This window comes from Synechococcus sp. PCC 6312 (assembly GCF_000316685.1).
In the GTDB taxonomy this organism is placed as follows: domain Bacteria; phylum Cyanobacteriota; class Cyanobacteriia; order Thermosynechococcales; family Thermosynechococcaceae; genus Pseudocalidococcus.
The window spans coordinates 2,707,354-2,724,149 of sequence record NC_019680.1; the positions used below are offsets into that span (position 1 = coordinate 2,707,354).

25 protein-coding genes are annotated in these 16,796 nt (G+C 47.1%); 2 read left to right on the forward strand and 23 right to left on the reverse strand.

Translation table 11 applies throughout. The annotated features are described in order from the left end of the window. Nucleotides 1-7: 7 nt before the first annotated feature. The 9 genes from SYN6312_RS19065 to SYN6312_RS13230 all read right to left on the reverse strand — a co-directional run bounded on the left by SYN6312_RS19065 (nt 8) and on the right by SYN6312_RS13230 (nt 8,991). Nucleotides 8-2,818: a DEAD/DEAH box helicase gene (locus SYN6312_RS19065; RefSeq protein WP_015125379.1), complete on the reverse strand. Its 2,811-nt coding sequence runs from the start codon at nt 2,816-2,818 to the stop codon at nt 8-10. A gap of 362 nt (nt 2,819-3,180) precedes the next feature. Further along, entirely contained in the window at nt 3,181-4,425 is a 1,245-nt protein-coding gene (locus SYN6312_RS13195) for a Y-family DNA polymerase (RefSeq protein ID WP_015125381.1), read from the reverse strand. A 134-nt stretch (nt 4,426-4,559) separates the two neighbouring features. Next, nucleotides 4,560-4,892: a DUF5615 family PIN-like protein gene (locus SYN6312_RS13200; RefSeq protein ID WP_015125382.1), complete on the reverse strand. Its 333-nt coding sequence runs from the start codon at nt 4,890-4,892 to the stop codon at nt 4,560-4,562. Then, complete coding sequence (locus tag SYN6312_RS13205) at nt 4,889-5,113, reverse strand: DUF433 domain-containing protein (protein ID WP_015125383.1); 225 nt, start codon at nt 5,111-5,113, stop codon at nt 4,889-4,891. The genes SYN6312_RS13200 and SYN6312_RS13205 overlap by 4 nt, the downstream gene beginning before the upstream one ends. 128 nt (nt 5,114-5,241) lie before the next feature. Further along, nucleotides 5,242-5,469 (reverse strand): DUF433 domain-containing protein, encoded by a 228-nt coding sequence (locus SYN6312_RS13210; RefSeq protein WP_015125384.1) that lies wholly within the window; start codon nt 5,467-5,469, stop codon nt 5,242-5,244. Nucleotides 5,470-5,538: 69 nt separating this feature from the next. Continuing rightward, nucleotides 5,539-6,102, reverse strand: coding sequence for a LexA family transcriptional regulator (locus SYN6312_RS13215; RefSeq protein ID WP_015125385.1), 564 nt, complete (start codon nt 6,100-6,102; stop codon nt 5,539-5,541). A 120-nt stretch (nt 6,103-6,222) separates the two neighbouring features. Then, nucleotides 6,223-8,415: a DNA helicase RecQ gene (gene recQ / locus SYN6312_RS13220; RefSeq protein WP_015125386.1), complete on the reverse strand. Its 2,193-nt coding sequence runs from the start codon at nt 8,413-8,415 to the stop codon at nt 6,223-6,225. Nucleotides 8,416-8,452: 37 nt separating this feature from the next. Beyond that, nucleotides 8,453-8,695, reverse strand: coding sequence for a hypothetical protein (locus tag SYN6312_RS13225; RefSeq protein WP_015125387.1), 243 nt, complete (start codon nt 8,693-8,695; stop codon nt 8,453-8,455). Next, on the reverse strand, nt 8,695-8,991 hold the full coding sequence (locus SYN6312_RS13230) for a hypothetical protein (RefSeq protein WP_015125388.1): 297 nt from the start codon (nt 8,989-8,991) through the stop codon (nt 8,695-8,697). The genes SYN6312_RS13225 and SYN6312_RS13230 overlap by 1 nt, the downstream gene beginning before the upstream one ends. 179 nt (nt 8,992-9,170) lie before the next feature. On the opposite strand from SYN6312_RS13230, the gene SYN6312_RS13235 reads away from it, so the two are divergent. Continuing rightward, nucleotides 9,171-9,461: a hypothetical protein gene (locus SYN6312_RS13235; protein WP_015125389.1), complete on the forward strand. Its 291-nt coding sequence runs from the start codon at nt 9,171-9,173 to the stop codon at nt 9,459-9,461. Nucleotides 9,462-9,472: 11 nt separating this feature from the next. Here the strand turns inward: SYN6312_RS13235 and SYN6312_RS13240 are convergent, their stop codons facing one another. The 14 genes from SYN6312_RS13240 to SYN6312_RS13305 form a co-directional block, all read right to left on the reverse strand. After that, nucleotides 9,473-9,874 carry a hypothetical protein gene (locus SYN6312_RS13240; RefSeq protein ID WP_015125390.1) on the reverse strand — a complete coding sequence of 134 codons (402 nt, stop codon included), beginning with the start codon at nt 9,872-9,874 and terminating at the stop codon, nt 9,473-9,475. Beyond that, nucleotides 9,864-10,067, reverse strand: a complete 204-nt coding sequence (locus SYN6312_RS13245; RefSeq protein ID WP_015125391.1) for a hypothetical protein — start codon at nt 10,065-10,067, stop codon at nt 9,864-9,866. The genes SYN6312_RS13240 and SYN6312_RS13245 overlap by 11 nt, the downstream gene beginning before the upstream one ends. An 11-nt stretch (nt 10,068-10,078) precedes the next feature. Further along, complete coding sequence (locus tag SYN6312_RS13250; RefSeq protein WP_015125392.1) at nt 10,079-10,594, reverse strand: siphovirus Gp157 family protein; 516 nt, start codon at nt 10,592-10,594, stop codon at nt 10,079-10,081. A 47-nt stretch (nt 10,595-10,641) separates the two neighbouring features. Continuing rightward, nucleotides 10,642-10,857, reverse strand: coding sequence for a hypothetical protein (locus SYN6312_RS19910; protein WP_015125393.1), 216 nt, complete (start codon nt 10,855-10,857; stop codon nt 10,642-10,644). Further along, nucleotides 10,854-11,264, reverse strand: coding sequence for a hypothetical protein (locus SYN6312_RS13255; RefSeq protein WP_015125394.1), 411 nt, complete (start codon nt 11,262-11,264; stop codon nt 10,854-10,856). The genes SYN6312_RS19910 and SYN6312_RS13255 overlap by 4 nt, the downstream gene beginning before the upstream one ends. Then, the gene (locus tag SYN6312_RS13260; RefSeq protein WP_015125395.1) at nt 11,265-11,687 is read right to left on the reverse strand and encodes a hypothetical protein; all 423 of its coding nucleotides are present in this window, start codon (nt 11,685-11,687) and stop codon (nt 11,265-11,267) included. It abuts the gene before it with no gap. A 192-nt stretch (nt 11,688-11,879) separates the two neighbouring features. Continuing rightward, nucleotides 11,880-12,197 (reverse strand): hypothetical protein, encoded by a 318-nt coding sequence (locus SYN6312_RS19915; protein WP_156804801.1) that lies wholly within the window; start codon nt 12,195-12,197, stop codon nt 11,880-11,882. Nucleotides 12,198-12,215: 18 nt separating this feature from the next. Continuing rightward, nucleotides 12,216-12,791: a Rho termination factor N-terminal domain-containing protein gene (locus tag SYN6312_RS13270; protein ID WP_172636059.1), complete on the reverse strand. Its 576-nt coding sequence runs from the start codon at nt 12,789-12,791 to the stop codon at nt 12,216-12,218. Nucleotides 12,792-13,276: 485 nt separating this feature from the next. Beyond that, nucleotides 13,277-13,720 carry a hypothetical protein gene (locus SYN6312_RS13280; RefSeq protein ID WP_015125398.1) on the reverse strand — a complete coding sequence of 148 codons (444 nt, stop codon included), beginning with the start codon at nt 13,718-13,720 and terminating at the stop codon, nt 13,277-13,279. A 110-nt stretch (nt 13,721-13,830) separates the two neighbouring features. Continuing rightward, nucleotides 13,831-14,247 (reverse strand): hypothetical protein, encoded by a 417-nt coding sequence (locus tag SYN6312_RS13285; RefSeq protein WP_156804803.1) that lies wholly within the window; start codon nt 14,245-14,247, stop codon nt 13,831-13,833. A gap of 106 nt (nt 14,248-14,353) precedes the next feature. Continuing rightward, nucleotides 14,354-14,800: an SWIM zinc finger family protein gene (locus SYN6312_RS13290; protein WP_015125400.1), complete on the reverse strand. Its 447-nt coding sequence runs from the start codon at nt 14,798-14,800 to the stop codon at nt 14,354-14,356. A gap of 56 nt (nt 14,801-14,856) precedes the next feature. Continuing rightward, on the reverse strand, nt 14,857-15,264 hold the full coding sequence (locus tag SYN6312_RS13295; protein WP_015125401.1) for a DUF6876 family protein: 408 nt from the start codon (nt 15,262-15,264) through the stop codon (nt 14,857-14,859). A gap of 74 nt (nt 15,265-15,338) precedes the next feature. Then, the gene (locus SYN6312_RS13300; RefSeq protein ID WP_015125402.1) at nt 15,339-15,584 is read right to left on the reverse strand and encodes a hypothetical protein; all 246 of its coding nucleotides are present in this window, start codon (nt 15,582-15,584) and stop codon (nt 15,339-15,341) included. Between the two features lie 133 nt (nt 15,585-15,717). After that, nucleotides 15,718-15,957, reverse strand: coding sequence for a hypothetical protein (locus SYN6312_RS13305; protein WP_015125403.1), 240 nt, complete (start codon nt 15,955-15,957; stop codon nt 15,718-15,720). Nucleotides 15,958-16,186: 229 nt separating this feature from the next. On the opposite strand from SYN6312_RS13305, the gene SYN6312_RS13310 reads away from it, so the two are divergent. Then, on the forward strand, nt 16,187-16,567 hold the full coding sequence (locus SYN6312_RS13310; RefSeq protein WP_015125404.1) for a S24 family peptidase: 381 nt from the start codon (nt 16,187-16,189) through the stop codon (nt 16,565-16,567). Nucleotides 16,568-16,796 lie beyond the last annotated feature (229 nt).

Here is a 16,796-nt window from a genome sequence, read left to right on the forward strand (position 1 = left end):
ATTACCTTCAGATTGCTAAACCTAAATCACCATAGAGGCCAGCGACTAGACCTTCTCGTTCTATTTGCATTAGAGGCAGCAAAGCATTGAATGATGCTCCGTCATTGGCTTCAAAAATACTTTGTTTAAGGATGAGATACTCCCACTGTTGCGGTTGGGTGGTGGGTGGGGGAACAGTAGAAGCTGACTTGCACCAGGCTACGGCTGCCTGGGCCTTAAGTGCTGTGCTTGAGTCGGTCATAAGATGATCGCCTTTGGTTTCGAGAAGGTAGATGCGGTCTGCGGTACGGATTAGGAAATCTGGCTCATACTTGCGTTGGATACCTCGGTCATCTCGCCAGGTGATGATGAGGTCGTGCTTGCGATCCAGCTTGGCAAAGGCAAGAACTTCAGGCGATGGGTTTATTAGTTTAGTGATGACTCGGCGTTCAAAATTGCCTTTAACAGCTTCTACGGCTTGGTGGGGATAAATGCACCGTTGCACAGCTACCATATTCTTCTGACGCATGAGTAATTGCGGTACATCTGACAGATTCCGCCATACTGCCCCTGGTTGGTACTGGAGATCACCTGTTGCTTCTGTAATGGCGGCTCTTACCTGATTCGCAATAAAGTCAATGAGTTGTTGGTTTTGCAGGACTTTGTAGCATTCTGGTTCAGTAAAATCTATGGGTTGGTTAAAGAGGCGATTGCTGACGTATTCATCAACTAATGCGGCGATCTCTGAGGATAGGGCCGTTAGGTAGGACAGCTTACTGGTGCGTGTGACCAGACGAGTCATGTTTTGCAGGAAAAAGCTGTAGTCGAAGTAATCCTGCTCTAATGCCCAGGTATTAGCCTTGGTACCCGTTTCAGCATGAACATCAGTAATGAGTGTCTTTGCACTAAGTTTTTGAAGTGTGTCAAACGGGACAAGGTTGTGGCCCATCTTGCTGATTTCAATGTCAGCAATGTTGGGAATGGGAGTGTTGTCATAGATTTGCATGGGCCAGGAAATGTCGTATTTGGGGATGCGGGTGACATCGGCATCTACTGAAACGAGGTCGCCCCCGGCATTTTGCTTAGAACTATCACCAATCCCGATCAAATGTCCCTGAGAGGCCAGGTACGAAGTATAGAACTCCTTGAACTTCGGATGCTCGACTAAGAATAGGCAATCAAAGGCATTATCGGGTTGTTCTTGATTTTCAAGAGCTTGCCTGGCCTCAGCCTTCATTTCCTGGATTTGGTCATACTCTGGTTTGTAGCGTGGGAACATGAGCCGTAGTCCACGGCCAACAATTTGCTCAAGGAGCAGATCAGCTTCTGATGCTCTGAGCATGACAATGACACAGATATTAGTGCGGTCAAATCCCTCTCGGACTGAGAGGACAGAGACAACGACCTGAAGGGGAGCATTATCTCGGTCAATATCGTTGAGTAGGGCTTCCGCTTCCTTGGATGCGGCATCCTTGAGTTTTGAGTGGTAAACCACAACTCGGCTTTCATCGTAGGGATTACCGTCAGGGTCGTGCAGGGTAGTTAAGTGTTCTCCGACCTTATCAGCAACCTCGGTTTCTTCTGCTAGAACCAGCATGACTGGTTTTCGGTTAATGCCATGCTGCTTAAATTCTTGAGTGAGTTGCTCTAACTTGGTTTTGCCAATTTCGAGCATGATTTTTTGGCCAAGGGATAGGCCAAGGACTTCGCCCCGCTTTCTGCCTTCTGCCTTTTCACGCTCTGCCCTAAAGTCGAGGTCTTCCAGGTTGTTTCCCTGGCGTTGCTCTAAGAATAACTGCTTGACAAGCATATCCTTGGAAGCCTGGCCCAAGTTGTAGTCATAGATGATATGAGGGAAGTAGGCTTTATTATCCCCACTGCCAAAAAAAGGAGTAGCCGAAAAGTCAATTTGTTGAAAAAAGCGGGGTGTATCGGGATGACATTCAGCTTGTTTCTGGTTTAGGAACGACATAAACCGCCGCCAGATCAGTTCTTCCTCAGTCTTTGAGTCAGCACTGGGTCGTTTTTCGGCATGAACGTGATGGGCCTCATCATTCAGGATGCAAAGGTCTGGGTAAGTTGTCAGGAGTTCAGCAATAATTTCCGCCTTTGGTGTTTCTTCTTGCTCACCCATTAGGTCTTCCCAGACCGAAGGTGAACTGGTGGCAAACCGAAACTGCTGCCAGTTGGTAACAGCCAGGAATGGGCCATCGGTCAGGGTCAGGTTTTCTCGGAAGTCGCTTGGTTCGTACTGCTCTAGGTAGAACCGATCACGCCAGCGTGTACCGCGAGGCATGAATAAATCTTCATCCAGGTCAGGAGCAATCCAGGTTCCACCATCATCACGGCCTTTAGTTGCTTCCAGGATGCGCTTTTGGACTTCTTTTCCAGGGGTAACAATCAGGAAACGGCTGCTGAACTGGCCAGGTTCGTCATTCAGAGCATTGAAATAATGCCAAACCATTAGGGCATTGAGTACCCATGTCTTGCCGCTGCCTGTAGCCATCTTCAGACAGTATTTGGGCCAGGTAATTGGGTTTAGTTCATCCTGCAATACCTTAGAACGAATGGCTTGGGCAACTTTGGCATTTGCCGGGCTAAATTCAAGATAAAGCTGGTAGGGGTTCTGAATCCTCAGAATTTCGTGGCAATAGATGACTGTCTCAATCGCGTTTTGCTGGCAGGGATGGAAGTTCTTCCCATCTCGTTCTTCTTCAAACCAGTAGTGCAGTAACTCGGCCGTAGTTTGAGTAACGCCTGACCAGCCTTGATTTCGCCATCCTTCTACATCGTCCTGAAGCAATGTAGGAAGAATAAGCTCTGATTGCTTCACAGGCATAGAGAGGAGTGGAACTGCTAAACTACATTCAGGGTAATGCAAATCTGATTAACCGTGGAAAGAATGCAAAGGCTGAAACAAAACTTAACTTCAGAGAATAAGTCTACTGAATACCTAAACGTGCGCTTACCTCACGAAGAAATGAAAGCCCTGAAGGACTATTGCCAAATTAGTCATCGAACTCAGTCGGATGTCATTCGTGAAATGATTCGGTCGTTGCCAACGGCAAGTCATATTTGGAAGCCATTAGCAACAAAATAATTTCTGTAAATCATGGTAGTCATTTAGTCTAGGGTCAAACAATTTTTTTCATAAAAATAAATAGACATCTGATCTCACAAATTGTTACTGTTTGCTATGTGCTAGGCTTTAACATTTGGTAAATCAGCCCAGTCAGTCGTGTAGTTTGCAGAGCGTTGAGAACATCGCATGACCCAATGTTGCTTTAGCCCCATTGCACCATAGCGGAGGGTATGTCTCCCAAGTTTTTGATTGATGGAGTCAAGGGTTTCCATTAACTTTTCATCTCGCCCATCAGATGGGGAATCAAAGAGGGTGTGTTGCACTGACTGACTTGGGTTTAATTCTTGGAGGATGACCCCAGCTTTTTTGTAAGACCGCCCGTTTTGATAGATAGACTCTGTACACCGCAGGGCATAGCCAACTAATGTTCCGGTATGGTTAGTAGCCTTGAGTAGCGTCACACTGGTACTAGGGGATTCAAAGTTATCCTGAAACCGATTGGTTTGAGCAAACACCGTCAGATGGGTTGTGGTTAGCCCCCGGATGCGAAGTTTCTCGGCGGCTCGGCTGATATAGGTTGCTACAGCCTGTTGTAAATCTGTGAGAGTAGTGACAGATTGGCCAAAGGAGCGCGAGACAACCAGGCTTTTCTGAGGATTGGTGACTGACTCCAAAGGTAAGCAGGACTCACCCCGTAGTTCCCGCACAATCCGCTCCATGACGACATTAAACTGTTGGCGAATCATGCCCAGGTTAGCAGATTGTAACTCAGCGGCGGTGGTAATGTTCAAGGCTCGTAATCGTAGTCCCCATCGGCTTGAGATACCCCAAATGTCCTCCACAGACAGATCTGCTAATGCTGAGTTGACTGTTGCTGGTGACAATGCCATGACTCCTGCTTGCTGTTTCGCTAACTTGTTCGCCACCTTCGCTAACACCTTAGTTGAGCCAATCCCAACCGAAACGGGGATACCTGTCCATTGCAGCACCGTTTGACGGATGACCTGGCCATGTTTTAGTGGGTGAGTTTGTTGAAAGCCAGAAAAATCGAGAAAGGCTTCATCAATCGAATACACCTCTAGGTCTGGGCAAAGATATGCGAGAGTTTGCATCACCCGCTGGCTCATATCTCCATAGAGAGCATAGTTACTCGAAAAAACCTGGATATTGTGTTGAGTTACAAGGTCTTTGATTTTGAAGAAGGGAACCCCCATTGGTACACCCAAGGCTTTAACTTCCTGGGAGCGAGCCACCACACAGCCATCATTATTTGATAAGACGACTACGGGCTGTTCTTGGAGCTTGGGGTTGAAGACACGTTCACAGGACACATAGAAATTGTTGCAGTCCACTAGGGCAAACATGGGGGAACTTCTGGAATTAGCGATTGCTTCATGGTGAGAGGGACATTGAATTAGCCTAAGGCAGATAGTAGGGACGTTGTTGGCAAATCAGGCCTTGAATCACGCCATCAAGCATAGGTAGAAGGTTAGAAGTTTTAGTAAAGTGTCAAAACGCCTAGGGTTAGGTCGTCATTCAGAGCTTGAATATCAGCCAAGTGGGATCGCAGCATGGTTTCAATCGCTGTGGTAGAGCAGTTGCCACGCCGAATCCAGATTACTTTGGGTGGAAAGCCACGCAGGGTAAGCAGTTCATTGTAGTCACTGTCTCTCGTGACAATGGTGAAGTCATTATTTTGAGCATAGTTCCAGACCTCTTGATCCTCGGATTGATCCATACCCAGTAAATAAACGTGAGTTGATTCAGGAAATAAGTCTGCTAGGAGCTTAACTAGCTGAGGAGACAAATTATGGTCAAATAACAGCTTCATGCCTGAACCAGAAGGGTTTGGCGTTCGCGTTCGGCAGCATAACTAAGGCAAGCTAAGATATCCTCCTGAGTAAGGTAGGGGAAATCATCAAGGATTTCCTGATAGGTCATGCCGGATGCCAGATAAGACAGGACATCATAAACCGTAATCCGCATCCCACGAATGCAAGGCTTACCACTGCGCTTTCCAGGTTCGATTGTAATTCGGTCTTGGTATTTCACTGCTTGTTTCCTCTAAATTATGGAAGTTAAAAAATTTATTCTAGAGACCAGTGCTGTATGAGTTGGGCGGTTTCTTGCAGTCCAAAAATACTCCCTTTGTAGTGAATATGGTTCATCTGCATCAAGGCTCACGCAGAAACTAGGCCCACTTCGTACTCTTCTGCGCGCCAAGCGGCATAGGATAGGGCGGCAAAAATATCATCCCGCTCTAGGTAGGGATAGGCCACCAAGATCGTCTCAATAGACTGTCCAGAGGCAACTAAACCAACAATCGCACCCACGCTCACTCTCAAGCCTCGAATACAAGGCTTCCCCCCCATGACAAAGGGGTTTAAGGTAATCCGGTCTAGCTTCATAATCCTGTTACTGTTTCACTCTTTACCAGAACGATAATGCCAATTTCTTGGGACACACCCATAGCCTAGTCATAAGGCATGGATTACATTAGTCACAACACCCCAGACTTGAAAGGCACTGGCATCCGTAATCTCAATGTCAGGGTAGTTGGGGTTCTCGGCTTGCAGGAGCAGCCTTTTACACTTGCGTCTCAGTCGTTTTACCGTTAATTCCCCGTTCAACACCGCAATGACAATCTGCCCGTCTTTCGGCTCCAGGGAACGGTCAACAATAATTACATCCCCGTCATGAATCCCAACCCCAATCATCGAATCCCCAGACACTCGGGCCATAAAGGTTGCAGCCGGATTTTTGATGAGATAGCGGTTGAGGTCTAACCGTTGCTCAATATAGTCATCAGCAGGGGATGGAAACCCGGCGGAGACAGGCATCTGATAAAGGGGTAAGGGTAAAGTTGCTCCCAGTTGGGGGCGATATAACTCAGTCAGGGTTGTCCGGGGCTGTTGCCGCTCTAGTAATTGGGGAATCTGCCCAATGACACTTAGGGGTAAGCGAATCGCTTGGGTGGGTTCACCATATTTCCCCGTCCCTTTAGGTCGTCCTGCCCCTGGTCTTACCCCACCTTTAGACATGATTTTGATTACTGTGCATAATTCAATAATACGTTAATCAACAGCGGTTCAGTGTCAACGAAATAACAGGAGTCGCTGCGAATGTAAATGTTTTCATACTTCCATGCTTTTATGGAAAGATTATTTGCTTTTTACTTTCCATAACGCTCTAACCACTCTTAGTTCTTCATAGGAGAATTGTTCATTGAGTTCTTCATAGATAGGCTTGAGTCGGTCGGCTCCATGTTTATCAAAGGCTTTGAGCATAGTGGTTTGACGTTCTGAGGAGACTAATTTTTCGATGCTGGCGATTTGTCCAGCTTCGATTCCATCGGCTAAGTGTTCATAGACCCGCTGTACTTTCATTTCAAGGCTTTTTGCTATGTCTTGAGGGTAGAGTCCATTTTGGAATAGTTTGCAGACATTGCGTGTTCGTTCTCCGGCTGCTTTCTTCTCTGGGACAGCTTCTCTGGGTATGAAGTGGGGCATGGCTTCACTGAGGCCATGGGTTTTGCAATAAGAGAAAATGCGGTTTACGAAGGTTGAGCCATAGACTTCTAGTTTTTTGTCCCCGACACCCGTGATTCGGCTGAAGCTGGCTAGGCTACAGGGCCGATACCGGGCCATCTCCTTCAGACTTGTTTCGGTGAAGATGAGGTAAGGTGCGATGCCCTGGTCATCAGCTAACTCTTTGCGAAGGGTACGCAGTGATTGGAATAGTCCAGTATGGATGGGGCCCAGGTTGGGTTCTTTTTCGACCGTTACTTTTTCCTTGCTGAGTTGATTGGGCATTGATACCCAGACTTGGTGTTGTCCTCTAAGTACCGCCCAACTCAGGGTATTGAGGGTGAGGATACCGTAGCCATCATCCGATTCATTAACCAAGTTTTGTTGGACGAGACTGCGGGCTAGATGCTGCCATTCCTTGATTGACTTATCAAGGCCAATGCCAAAGGTTGAGAGTTTGTCGTGACCGTACTTGATAACCTTGTCTTGAGTTGAGCCTCGGAGAATATCAACGATGTGGCGGATGCCAAAGCGTTCATTGGTGCGGGCCACACAGGAGAGAAACTTTTGGGCTTCGATTGTCCAGTCTTGTTTAGGTTTGGGAAAGCGGCAGTTATCACACTGGCCACAGTTTCCGCCAAAGACTTCACCGAAGTAGCCGAGGAGGGTTGTTCTGCGACAGAGGGTGCTGTCGGCATAGGCGGCAATCTGCCGGAGTTGTTGTCTGGCGATGCGCTGCTCATCTTCCAGGGGTTCATTGGTTTCCGGGTGAACCTTGTTCTGAATAAACCAGTCTGCTTGTTTGATGTCTCCAGGGCTGAAGAACAGCGTGCATCGGGCCGGTTCACCATCCCGACCGGCCCGACCGGATTCCTGGTAATAGCCTTCGATGGTTTGGGGCAGATCGTAATGGATGACAAAGCGGACATCAGGTTTGTTGATGCCCATGCCAAAGGCAACGGTGGCCACCATGATTTGCACATCGTCCCGAATAAAACGGGTTTGATGGTCGGTACGGGTTTCGTTACTCAGTCCAGCATGGTAGGGCAGGGCTGAAATACCATTCTCGTTTAATTCACTGGCCAGCTTTTCAACCTGTTTGCGGCTCATGCAGTAGATGATGCCAGAGCCTTCTGTCTCCTTGATGTAGCCAGTGAGTTCCGATAGGCTGACTTTGCCTCGGCTTTTTTCAATGACTTCGTAGTAGAGGTTAGGGCGGTTAAAGCTGGCGACATGGACAAAGGGCTTTTTCAGAGAGAGTTGTTCGGTAATGTCGGTTCGGACGCGGTGGGTAGCTGTGGCGGTTAATGCGATGACGGGGATAGTTGGGAATCGTTCTCGCAGCCGACTGAGTTGGCGATAGTCGGGTCGGAAGTCATGGCCCCATTCCGATACGCAATGGGCTTCATCTACAACAATGCTGCTGATGCCAACGGTCTGGTGAATGGTTTCGAGCAAGGCGGTAAAGGAGTCACTAACTAATCGCTCCGGGGCAACGTAGAGTAACTTCACTTCCCCGGCCATGATGGCCGCAATTCTTCCCCTGGCTTCTGCGGCCGATAAAGTGCTGTTCAAAAATGTGGCGGCAATGCCATTTTTCTGTAAGGCCACCACCTGGTCTAACATCAGGGCAATCAGGGGAGACACAACTAAGGTGATGCCTGTTTTGAGAAGGGCGGGTAACTGGAAGCAGATGGACTTCCCCCCACCCGTTGGGAGGATTGCTAAAACGTCTTGCTGATTGAGAGAAGCTGTAATGATGTCTGCCTGTCCGGGGCGAAACGCCTCATATCCGAAATAATGCTTGAGGGCCTCTAATGGCAACATACAACTGGGACTAATGTTCTTTGAAATTGTATCAGAATCAAGATTGCTTCTGGGTTTGGTTGTTGTTTGGGTGATTGGCATGGATTATTTTTGGGTTTAGTTCATGCCTCCGTAGGACATCCAAGATTGAGAGTTGTTGTTCGATGGGGTAGTTTTTATCGAGTTCATGGGCGATTTCGAGTAGTTGTTGCGCGATGATGGTCGGGACGCGAATGATACTGGTTTCTCGATTCTTCCAGCTACTTTTGCGTCCCGCTCCTTTTCGTTGGCCGCCCCGCATTAGATTGCTTCTTCCTTAACTGATTCAGTAAAGATTTTAAGTGCTTTCTTGAGTTGGATGGCGAGGATGCCATCAATGTTTCCTGAGTTCCGTAGCCGGATGGATTCATGGAATAGGTTTTCGGAATCTTGGATTTTCTGGATTGCCTGTTCTTTTAGCTTTTGGATAAGCTGATGGTATTCATTAAGCCGATTGGATTCTAGGCAGCTTTTGGCGTACTCTCTCATAATCTTCTCAACTTCGATGGCGCAGTGCTTTTCCTTGATTTCGGCTTCAAATTCTTCGATGGTCTTCATTAGGAACTCCTGGTTGGTTTACACACATAAAACAATGATGGAATGGGCTTGATTATTTTAATTCTCTCAATTTCGTTAAACTATTGATTAGTTAGGTCTAACGATTCTTTGAATGGGACTGTTTGGTGTTCCTCCTTCTTTTGGGTAAACTTAATGTATCCTTAACCTACTGATTCCGAATGGACGAGTTTAGCCGTTTATTTTCTGAAGTTGTAATGAGTCGTGTGCTAGAGCGGTTGGATGGTAGTACGGCTTATTTGTTGCGTGGTTGTCGGGTATCAAAATCTGGTTCTTCATTGGTGGTGGGTTGTCCTTCGGATCAGGTGGCCATCAAGTTATCCACTTGCTTGAATCAGTCATTAGGCCAGCGTTGTCAGTCATTAGGCTTTGTTCAGGTCTTTTTTGTTTGCCCTGATGCGTTTGCATTTCAGTTTGACCTTAATGAGTTTGGCTTCGTTCTGAATATTTAACCCTATTTGTTCTAGGGGAAGTCAATACTTTTCTGTCCAATTTGTTGGAAATATCGCTCCCGTTTACGGCGGCGGGTTGCTTTGGCATTGGCGATGTGGTGTTCCATGTCATGGGCAAGGTGGCACTTGGGGCATAGGGCTTTCAGGTTTTCGATGCGGTTATCTTGGGGGCGATGGTTGAGGTGGGCCACGGTTAGGGTGAACCGTTGTACTTTTTCTTGGTCGTTTTCGAGGGTGTCTTTGATCCAGCGTTTATCGGGATAGTCACAGAGCCAGTGAATAAAGACTTTCCAGGGAACGCCTGGTTTGCGACATGGCCGCCCACAATCTTGGCACGTCCAGTTGGCATTGTGCTTGATGGTATGGGCAATGGACTTCCAGTTTTTTGGGTATTTGCGTCTATCAATGGGCATTTTGGTAGGTGCGTCTATGGCCTTGAACAATATTGTCAATAATTTGTTTGGCTTCTTTAAGTGCCTGTTTCCGATTGATGGCTTCGGTCGTCAGTGTGAAGACTCGGTGGCCCAGGTCAATACTGGCTCCATAGCCAAGCTCTGTCTCCCAGGTTTCAATCTCGTAGCCTTGGTAGATGGTGCGTTCAAGCATGATGGGTTCTCCTATTGAATACGGAGTGTTTCGGAACGTTCGCCCAGGCTGGCAAAGGGTAATGATTCCCCGGCTTCCAGTGCGGCCCGGATGGCGACTTTATCTGGGTTAATTAGTGTGACCTTGTAGGGTTCAGGTAGGTCGTCTGGGTCAAGGTCAGGGTCAAGGATGAGTGGTTTTAGCCCTCCGCTTTTGACGATGTTGATGTTGTACCGCTCCGTGCTGATTTTCCGAAGTCCAATGTTTTCCAGGTGATTTTTTAGGGCGGTGCGAAGCCGTTTGCTGAGGCTCTCATCAATCTTGGCCAGGGTATTGAGGCGTTCTGCTTCTTTTTTTCGGGCTTCGGCTTGCCGTTCAAACTCGCTGATTAGGGCGACATAGTTATCGAGCCGTTTGTGGTCTTTGGCTCCATCTACACATTCGATCAGGTAGCTGGACATGAGTTCTTCGGCATCTTCTGAATCGTGGCAGAAGGTCACTTCTTCTTTCAGGTCAACAAGGTCACTACTCAGTTCAAGAATGGTCATGGTTTTCTCCTTAAGGTTATGTTGATAGGGCAGTCTGACCGTAGTTGTTATCCCACTGGTGGTAGCCAAGGAAATTTCTTTCTGAGGCTTTGTTGCCAGGTGATCGTTTCAGCTTGTTGGGTGGGGGATGGGGTGGGGTGTTCGATGGCTTTACGCCATGCGTCCTTAGTTCTTGGGTTGCCGTAGCGACAGGCGAGACAATAGGCGTACTCGCCGTGTTTAGTTTCTGCAATGCGTTGGAGGTCTGAGAGGGATTCGCTCATTTATCCCCTCGTTTGCCATTGATGCAGGCCTCACACTCTTTGATGATTTTCTTGATGGTGGCTTGGTGTTGGGGTATTTCGTAGGCTTGGATGGTTCGAGAGTTGATGCTGATGGTTCGCTCGACTTCTAGCTTGGCGGTTGCTTGGATGCCATAGCCTTCTTCTCCCTGCGGTTTGAGATTGAGGCCAATGATTGCGCCTTCGTTCCAGTCATCGGCCAGCCGAGTCTCTTCGATCAGGATGCTCATGAGTTGGTTTAGACTGTCCTGCAAGTCGGGGTGTACTTTTCCCCGAACGTGAAACTGGACTTCCTCGATGCTGCCGTCCTGCATATAGCGGTTCAGCCAGATCGTGGATTTTGACCCTCCAATTTTGATTTTCTGGATTGTCTCTGTCATTTCAGACATTTAGTTTTCCTCTTGAATGGGTTTTTCGATCACTTCAAATCTGAGTGTGTTGGTATAGACTGATTGCTCTCCGATGTTGACAAACAATTTTTGCCCAGGTTTTGTTTCAACTTGGAATTGATGCTTGATGTTTTTGTTGATTGGGTTAGTTTTGGTTCCCAGGTGCTTGATTATGGGTTCAGGGTAAGCGGCTGTTTCCTTTGTCTTGTACCCGTTCTCCTCTGCGATTTTATACAGTGTGATCTGACCTGTTTTGAAGTCCACATATCGGGGAATATTTTTAGGGATTAGGTAGATATTTCCCTTTTCGTTGTAAAGGTGAAGGCTTACTGTCTCCTGATCTAATATTTCTACAACAATTCCAAACTCGAACTCTCGATATGGCTTGTTGAGTTTTACGATGTCGCCTAATGAGATTGTCATTGGTTCTAGTCTCCGTAATCAGGTGGGAAGGAATACTTGAGATGGATGTTGTAAGTCGGTTTCATTTGGCAGGGTTTCAGGATTACTTTCTCTAATACTCCTTTTCCCCATCTCCACTTTTGTTCTGAGATTCTTCCAAGAGCATTAAGGAGTCTTACCGATACTTTGCATTCGATTTCGGAATATTTTTTGTTACCATTCATCTTCCTTTTCTTCCCACTGTTCGTCTGGATTGGTTATTTCTTCAGGCTTTGATGTTTCCGGTTCTTCGGGTTCGTCAGGTTCGTAACCCCATTCTTCATAGGGTCGGCCATGGCATTCAACGACTTGCTTTAAGTAGTACATTGGTAGAGTCCTAAATCTACTTGTGCCGTATGGACGTTGCTGATCTTGAACAGCTTTTTTACGTTTTTCTAATGCAACGCTTCGCCTCGTCATTGGATCCCATGACGAGACAGCTATTGCATCAATGCGAAGTGGAAATTTCGGGTAGCACATTGTTGGTGTCATGCCCTTCTGAAACGTTGGTTAACCTACTGGTGCGCCGACTAAGCCATAGCTGGGGACAACTGTGTGATGCGCTTGGCTTTCAAGAGGTTCGTCTGACTGACCCGGATGGGTTTGTGTATCAGTTTGCGGCTCGTTTTGGTCGGTATTCCCTTGTGATTCCTGGGGTTCCGTCTGAGTTTTATGAGCCTCCAGAGCTTTGATTAACTCGGATTTCCGCAACCGTTTGTAGTTCTCGATATTTAACCCTTCAGCCAATTCTTTTAATTGCTTTAAGGTTAATTCGTTGAGATCGGCTTCGGATTCAGCTTCAGCTTCCACTTCAGCATCTTCGATGGTGGTAGCTTCTGAGCTTGTGACTTCGGTAGCAGCGGCTAACAATTTGGCATTTTTTCGCTCTTGCTCGGCCAACCAAGTATTGAGATAGTGCCGACCTTTTTCAAACTCGATCCGAGCGTCTTGACCCAAGTTGTAGGTGAGAACACAGACTTGGAAGGTGAATTTAACCAAGGTGACGATGGTTTCAGTTGTAGAGATGATCAATTCTTTGCCAGCAGCGGTTGTAGCGATTGCTGCTTCTTTTGTTGTTGGAGTCATTTTTTTGTTTTTTGTAACGACACCCTCCCCCGAAGGACGTTTCCACCATTTCCATTTCATTTTTTTGTCCTCTTTTTTCGACATCTTATGGGAGATGTTCTAGGGGAAAGCAACCCCTTTCTTAAAAACTTGTTCTAGGGGTAACTAACTTGATCGCCTGGGTGGGGTGCCGGGGCGACAACTGGAGGGGCGGCTGTTCTAAGAGTAGGACTCACCCCTAGAACACTTTTAATTTTTGTGGATGCTTACATACAGGCGGAGCATAGTTCTTTAGATTCGGTCACTACTGTCAGTCCTGCCTGATTGAGCTTGGATTTGGCCTTTTTGTATTCAACGGCCATGTCGATCAAGTTTCGGAGGTCATCGTTTGATGCCGTTTTTTTCATGGCCTCGAAGGCGAGGTCAAGGTTGCGATTTGCAATGCTAATGTTGTGGATTAGAGTATTCACAGAATTTCCAGTTGAGAACAACACGATGAGTTTCTTTTACCACCACTCGTAAATGTGGACTGTATCAGGCAACGTTTTAAGGATATTGAGAACATCCTCTTTATTTAGTCCGCCGAGTCCAGTACCGGGGATAGGCATGGCCACCACGACTTTCCCTCCAGTGGTTTCAATAAATTCCTGAAGTACAGTAGCTGACTGTTGGATCAGGGATAGGGTACTGGGTTCTTTCCAATCGGTTTTGGATTGAAATAGACCGATTCCATTGACGATGATAAATCCGTAAAAGCCAAGGTTGCCGCACGTTCTTTGAATATAGTCACCGGCCAAACCTGGGATAGATGGGTCACGGTTGGCCGCTTCCAAGGCCGTTCCTTTTCCCATGACGAGGGTTCCATCTTTTTTGATGACGCTGTTGGTTGTCACGGTTGGGACAACGATCTCAGCGGGGTCTTTCCAAAATGAACCGTAGATTAATTTCATCACCTTTTTTTATTAAGAGCATTGTCACGAAGGTTTTAATAGGGTTTTGTTAATTTAAATTTCTATCGTTTTTTTTAAGATGCCCCCGGACGGCCAGGGGCATGACGGGTTTAGAATGGCCCGACTTCTGTATCCTCGGTCGAGCCGGGAAGTGTGGTCGGAGTGGTGGTTGCATTTAACCGAGCGGAGTAGATTTCATGTTCGGAGGCGAACAGTTGCAGTTCTTCAATCCGTTCTGGCTTGCTGTTTTGAAACTCAAACTCTACGGCGTAGTAGTTGCCTGTATCGTTAGAGCGTTTGGCCATCCGGGCCACGGTGATTCCCATGCCAACATTTAGCTGTTGTTGGGCTAGTTCCAGGTAGTAGTTGGTGAAGTTATCCAGTGATTCCGTTTTGATCAGGATTTGAGAAACGACATTCTCTCGCACGAACAGGATTTCGACCCATTGCTGGTAGGGATAGTTGAACAGTTCGCCTTCGATGGCCCGGAATCCGATGATTTCCATCTCCAGCTTTGGCCCAACCATTTTGGAGTCACCGATTTTGAATTGTCCGGCTTTACAATCGGCACGATACTGGCGTGGCCGTCCAGGGATGTAAATGATTCCGTCCATTGGTGGTGCTTCAAATACGTTAGTGAACACAGGGGTTTTCCTCCTTAATGACATTGAGACTGAAAGACTGTTCGTAATCCTTGAGTGAATTGAAACCAATGGCACGGATCACGCTGTAGATGTGTTTGCAACATCCTTTTTTCCACACTTTTTTCTGTTTTTCGTAGTCGGGACAGGTACATTCCACACTTGGCCCATTCAGCAGAACTTGGTAAGCGATGTGAGGGTTTGTGGCATTGCGAACCCCATACCGATGCTCTGAGAGTTTGACTGGCTTTAGGCTATGACTGCCTTGCTGTCGATATTCGACAAACATTTCAGCAAATTTCTTTTTGCTAATGAGTATGGGTGATTGGTCTTTGACCTTTACCCAAACTGTTTTGAACCATTCCTCCACTTTTTCAATATTTTCTGGGGCGACTCCGAGAATCCGAGACGCATTTTGGTAGTTATAAATCAGTGACATATTGTTGTCCTAGTGCTGTTGATGCCGTAGGACAATTGCATAGTAACTGGTTTGTTCTAGGGGAAGTCCAGCCCTTCGTACTCGGAAGGTAGAAGTACGTCCTTGTTGTTAATAATTACGGTGATGGACTTGATGGAAGTGTTCCAATGCTGAATGTCTTGTTGGGCGATGGTTGATTCTCCATCGGTTGCCATGAGTTTTCCAGCTTTAGTGTCCAGATTGATTTCTAGTGTCCAGACTTGAAATTCGTCCTTGTTCTTCAGTTTGAGGATGGGTTGCCAACTGGCAATGATGTCTATGAGCCAGTGATAGCCATGTTGAATGAGGAATTGTGTCCCTTCAGTTAGGCTTAACCCCCCTGCCCAATACTTAACTCGCTGCGGGTTGTGTTGAAACTGTTGGAGTTGTGTTTGAATCTGTAAATCTCGTTTTTGATGGCTTTGATAGATTTCATCTTCAGTCATATTGATGGTTGATTAACGTCATAACCTCTGAAAGACAATTCATTGATATTGAGTTTTGACTTTTTTGAAGATGGTTACGGTGTCGGTGGGTGCAATTCACGCATGATGCTCCAGAGCCATTCTTTTTCTGTTTCGCTGAGGTGTACCATCCCTTCATTGATTAACCAGTCGGTGAAGTAGGGGATGCCAAAGCTATGGCAGAAGCTGGCGACGAGTTTATCCAGGGCAGTTTTGTTTTGTAACCGACAGGCTCGCAGGAGTAAAGCTAGGGCCAAATCGGTAGCGGGGAGTTGATAGAGATAGACATGAAAGATTGTCATGATTCCATCTCCTGCGTGGGTTCAAGAACCATTGCATTGGGTAATGTCGACATTTTTTTTGTTGGTTTGAGTTCACCCGACTGAAAGACAGAATCTCAATTTATTTTTTTGTTTTTCTTTGTTTTATTTGGGGTTAGCTGGCTTGAGGGGAGAGGACGGTTTTCCAGGCTCTAGGGTTGAGGCCCCAGCAGCGTACCCACCAGCCTTGGTCATGGGGTTGCAGAGTAACTAGGGCTGATTGACTGACGGCCCATTTATAAATCCGATGGGCTTCGAGTTCGTTGCGACAGTCAATGCGGACGGCCCAGACGTTGCCTTGGTTCAGTTCCAGGCAGAGAGTGGGGGACAAGGGGTAGGGGGTGGGGTGGGACATGAGCGGTTGGCAGTAAGCGATGATGCGGCTCACTTCGTTAGCAGTGAGAGTGGTGCGGGGTTTGCCAAACTGCCACCGCGTTAAGATGCGCCCATACTGTTGCTCTAGGGTGTGCAGAGCTTGGAGGGATTGGGCAGCGGTTACGGCAGTTACGGGGGAAGCGAAGTCGGCAGGTGTTGGCGGATTTATTGGGCATTAGTCAGCGGAGTTTGATTCGCTATGAGCAGGAGTGGGAACGTTTCTGGATGGTGAGGCGGCGGTGGATGCTCTTTCTTTGGATTTGGCCTGGGTAGAGCAGGAGTTAAAGGTGAAGCCACAGGATGCAGGGGTGTTGACGGTGCGGGGTGATTCGATGGAGCCGACCTTACAGCATGGCGATATGTTGTTATTTACCAAGCGGTTACCGGAGCTGTTGTTTGAGGGCATTTATCTGATTCGGTGTAATGCGCTTTTGATGGTGAAACGATTATTACTTCAACCGGGGCATCGGGTGTTAGTGGTGAGTGATAATCCGGCCTACCCACCTTTTGAGGTGTCCGAGCAGGCAGAGTTGACCGATTTTGCTGTGATTGGACGGGTGGCCTGGACGGGACGGAGGTTAAGAGCTTGATGGCCGAGCTAGACTGACATTACACTCCAGTTACACCAGTTTCGGCCTCCATCTGGCACGTGAAACTCTTTCTCAGATAGGAGAAATACGACTTTTCACTGTACCATTCTAATATCAAATCTTCTGTATTATTGAGCCAACAAGTTTTAGTCATAGGGTAAATTTTCTGAATCTGTTTCAAAATTGGAGCTAAGGGGTACTTATTTGGCATTACTGACAAACGTAAATC

Bases quoted from the DNA above. Each gene is read 5' to 3' on its own strand.
- SYN6312_RS13260 (WP_015125395.1), bottom strand. From the start codon at position 11,687: ATGACAATCTCATTAGGCGACATCGTAAAACTCAACAAGCCATATCGA.
- SYN6312_RS19910 (WP_015125393.1), bottom strand. From the start codon at position 10,857: ATGAGCGAATCCCTCTCAGACCTCCAACGCATTGCAGAAACTAAACAC.
- SYN6312_RS13295 (WP_015125401.1), bottom strand. From the start codon at position 15,264: ATGACTGAAGATGAAATCTATCAAAGCCATCAAAAACGAGATTTACAG.
- SYN6312_RS19915 (WP_156804801.1), bottom strand. From the start codon at position 12,197: ATGACACCAACAATGTGCTACCCGAAATTTCCACTTCGCATTGATGCA.
- SYN6312_RS13305 (WP_015125403.1), bottom strand. From the start codon at position 15,957: ATGTCCCACCCCACCCCCTACCCCTTGTCCCCCACTCTCTGCCTGGAA.
- SYN6312_RS13240 (WP_015125390.1), bottom strand. From the start codon at position 9,874: ATGCCCATTGATAGACGCAAATACCCAAAAAACTGGAAGTCCATTGCC.
- SYN6312_RS13280 (WP_015125398.1), bottom strand. From the start codon at position 13,720: ATGAAATTAATCTACGGTTCATTTTGGAAAGACCCCGCTGAGATCGTT.
- SYN6312_RS13255 (WP_015125394.1), bottom strand. From the start codon at position 11,264: ATGTCTGAAATGACAGAGACAATCCAGAAAATCAAAATTGGAGGGTCA.
- SYN6312_RS13225 (WP_015125387.1), bottom strand. From the start codon at position 8,695: ATGCGGGGCGGCCAACGAAAAGGAGCGGGACGCAAAAGTAGCTGGAAG.
- SYN6312_RS13215 (WP_015125385.1), bottom strand. From the start codon at position 6,102: ATGTCTAAAGGTGGGGTAAGACCAGGGGCAGGACGACCTAAAGGGACG.
- SYN6312_RS13235 (WP_015125389.1), top strand. From the start codon at position 9,171: ATGGACGAGTTTAGCCGTTTATTTTCTGAAGTTGTAATGAGTCGTGTG.
- SYN6312_RS13270 (WP_172636059.1), bottom strand. From the start codon at position 12,791: ATGACTCCAACAACAAAAGAAGCAGCAATCGCTACAACCGCTGCTGGC.
- SYN6312_RS13200 (WP_015125382.1), bottom strand. From the start codon at position 4,892: ATGAAGCTGTTATTTGACCATAATTTGTCTCCTCAGCTAGTTAAGCTC.
- SYN6312_RS13250 (WP_015125392.1), bottom strand. From the start codon at position 10,594: ATGACCATTCTTGAACTGAGTAGTGACCTTGTTGACCTGAAAGAAGAA.
- SYN6312_RS13285 (WP_156804803.1), bottom strand. From the start codon at position 14,247: ATGGTTGGGCCAAAGCTGGAGATGGAAATCATCGGATTCCGGGCCATC.
- recQ (WP_015125386.1), bottom strand. From the start codon at position 8,415: ATGTTGCCATTAGAGGCCCTCAAGCATTATTTCGGATATGAGGCGTTT.
- SYN6312_RS13290 (WP_015125400.1), bottom strand. From the start codon at position 14,800: ATGTCACTGATTTATAACTACCAAAATGCGTCTCGGATTCTCGGAGTC.
- SYN6312_RS13245 (WP_015125391.1), bottom strand. From the start codon at position 10,067: ATGCTTGAACGCACCATCTACCAAGGCTACGAGATTGAAACCTGGGAG.
- SYN6312_RS13300 (WP_015125402.1), bottom strand. From the start codon at position 15,584: ATGACAATCTTTCATGTCTATCTCTATCAACTCCCCGCTACCGATTTG.
- SYN6312_RS13230 (WP_015125388.1), bottom strand. From the start codon at position 8,991: ATGAAGACCATCGAAGAATTTGAAGCCGAAATCAAGGAAAAGCACTGC.
- SYN6312_RS19065 (WP_015125379.1), bottom strand. From the start codon at position 2,818: ATGCCTGTGAAGCAATCAGAGCTTATTCTTCCTACATTGCTTCAGGAC.
- SYN6312_RS13195 (WP_015125381.1), bottom strand. From the start codon at position 4,425: ATGTTTGCCCTAGTGGACTGCAACAATTTCTATGTGTCCTGTGAACGT.
- SYN6312_RS13210 (WP_015125384.1), bottom strand. From the start codon at position 5,469: ATGAAGCTAGACCGGATTACCTTAAACCCCTTTGTCATGGGGGGGAAG.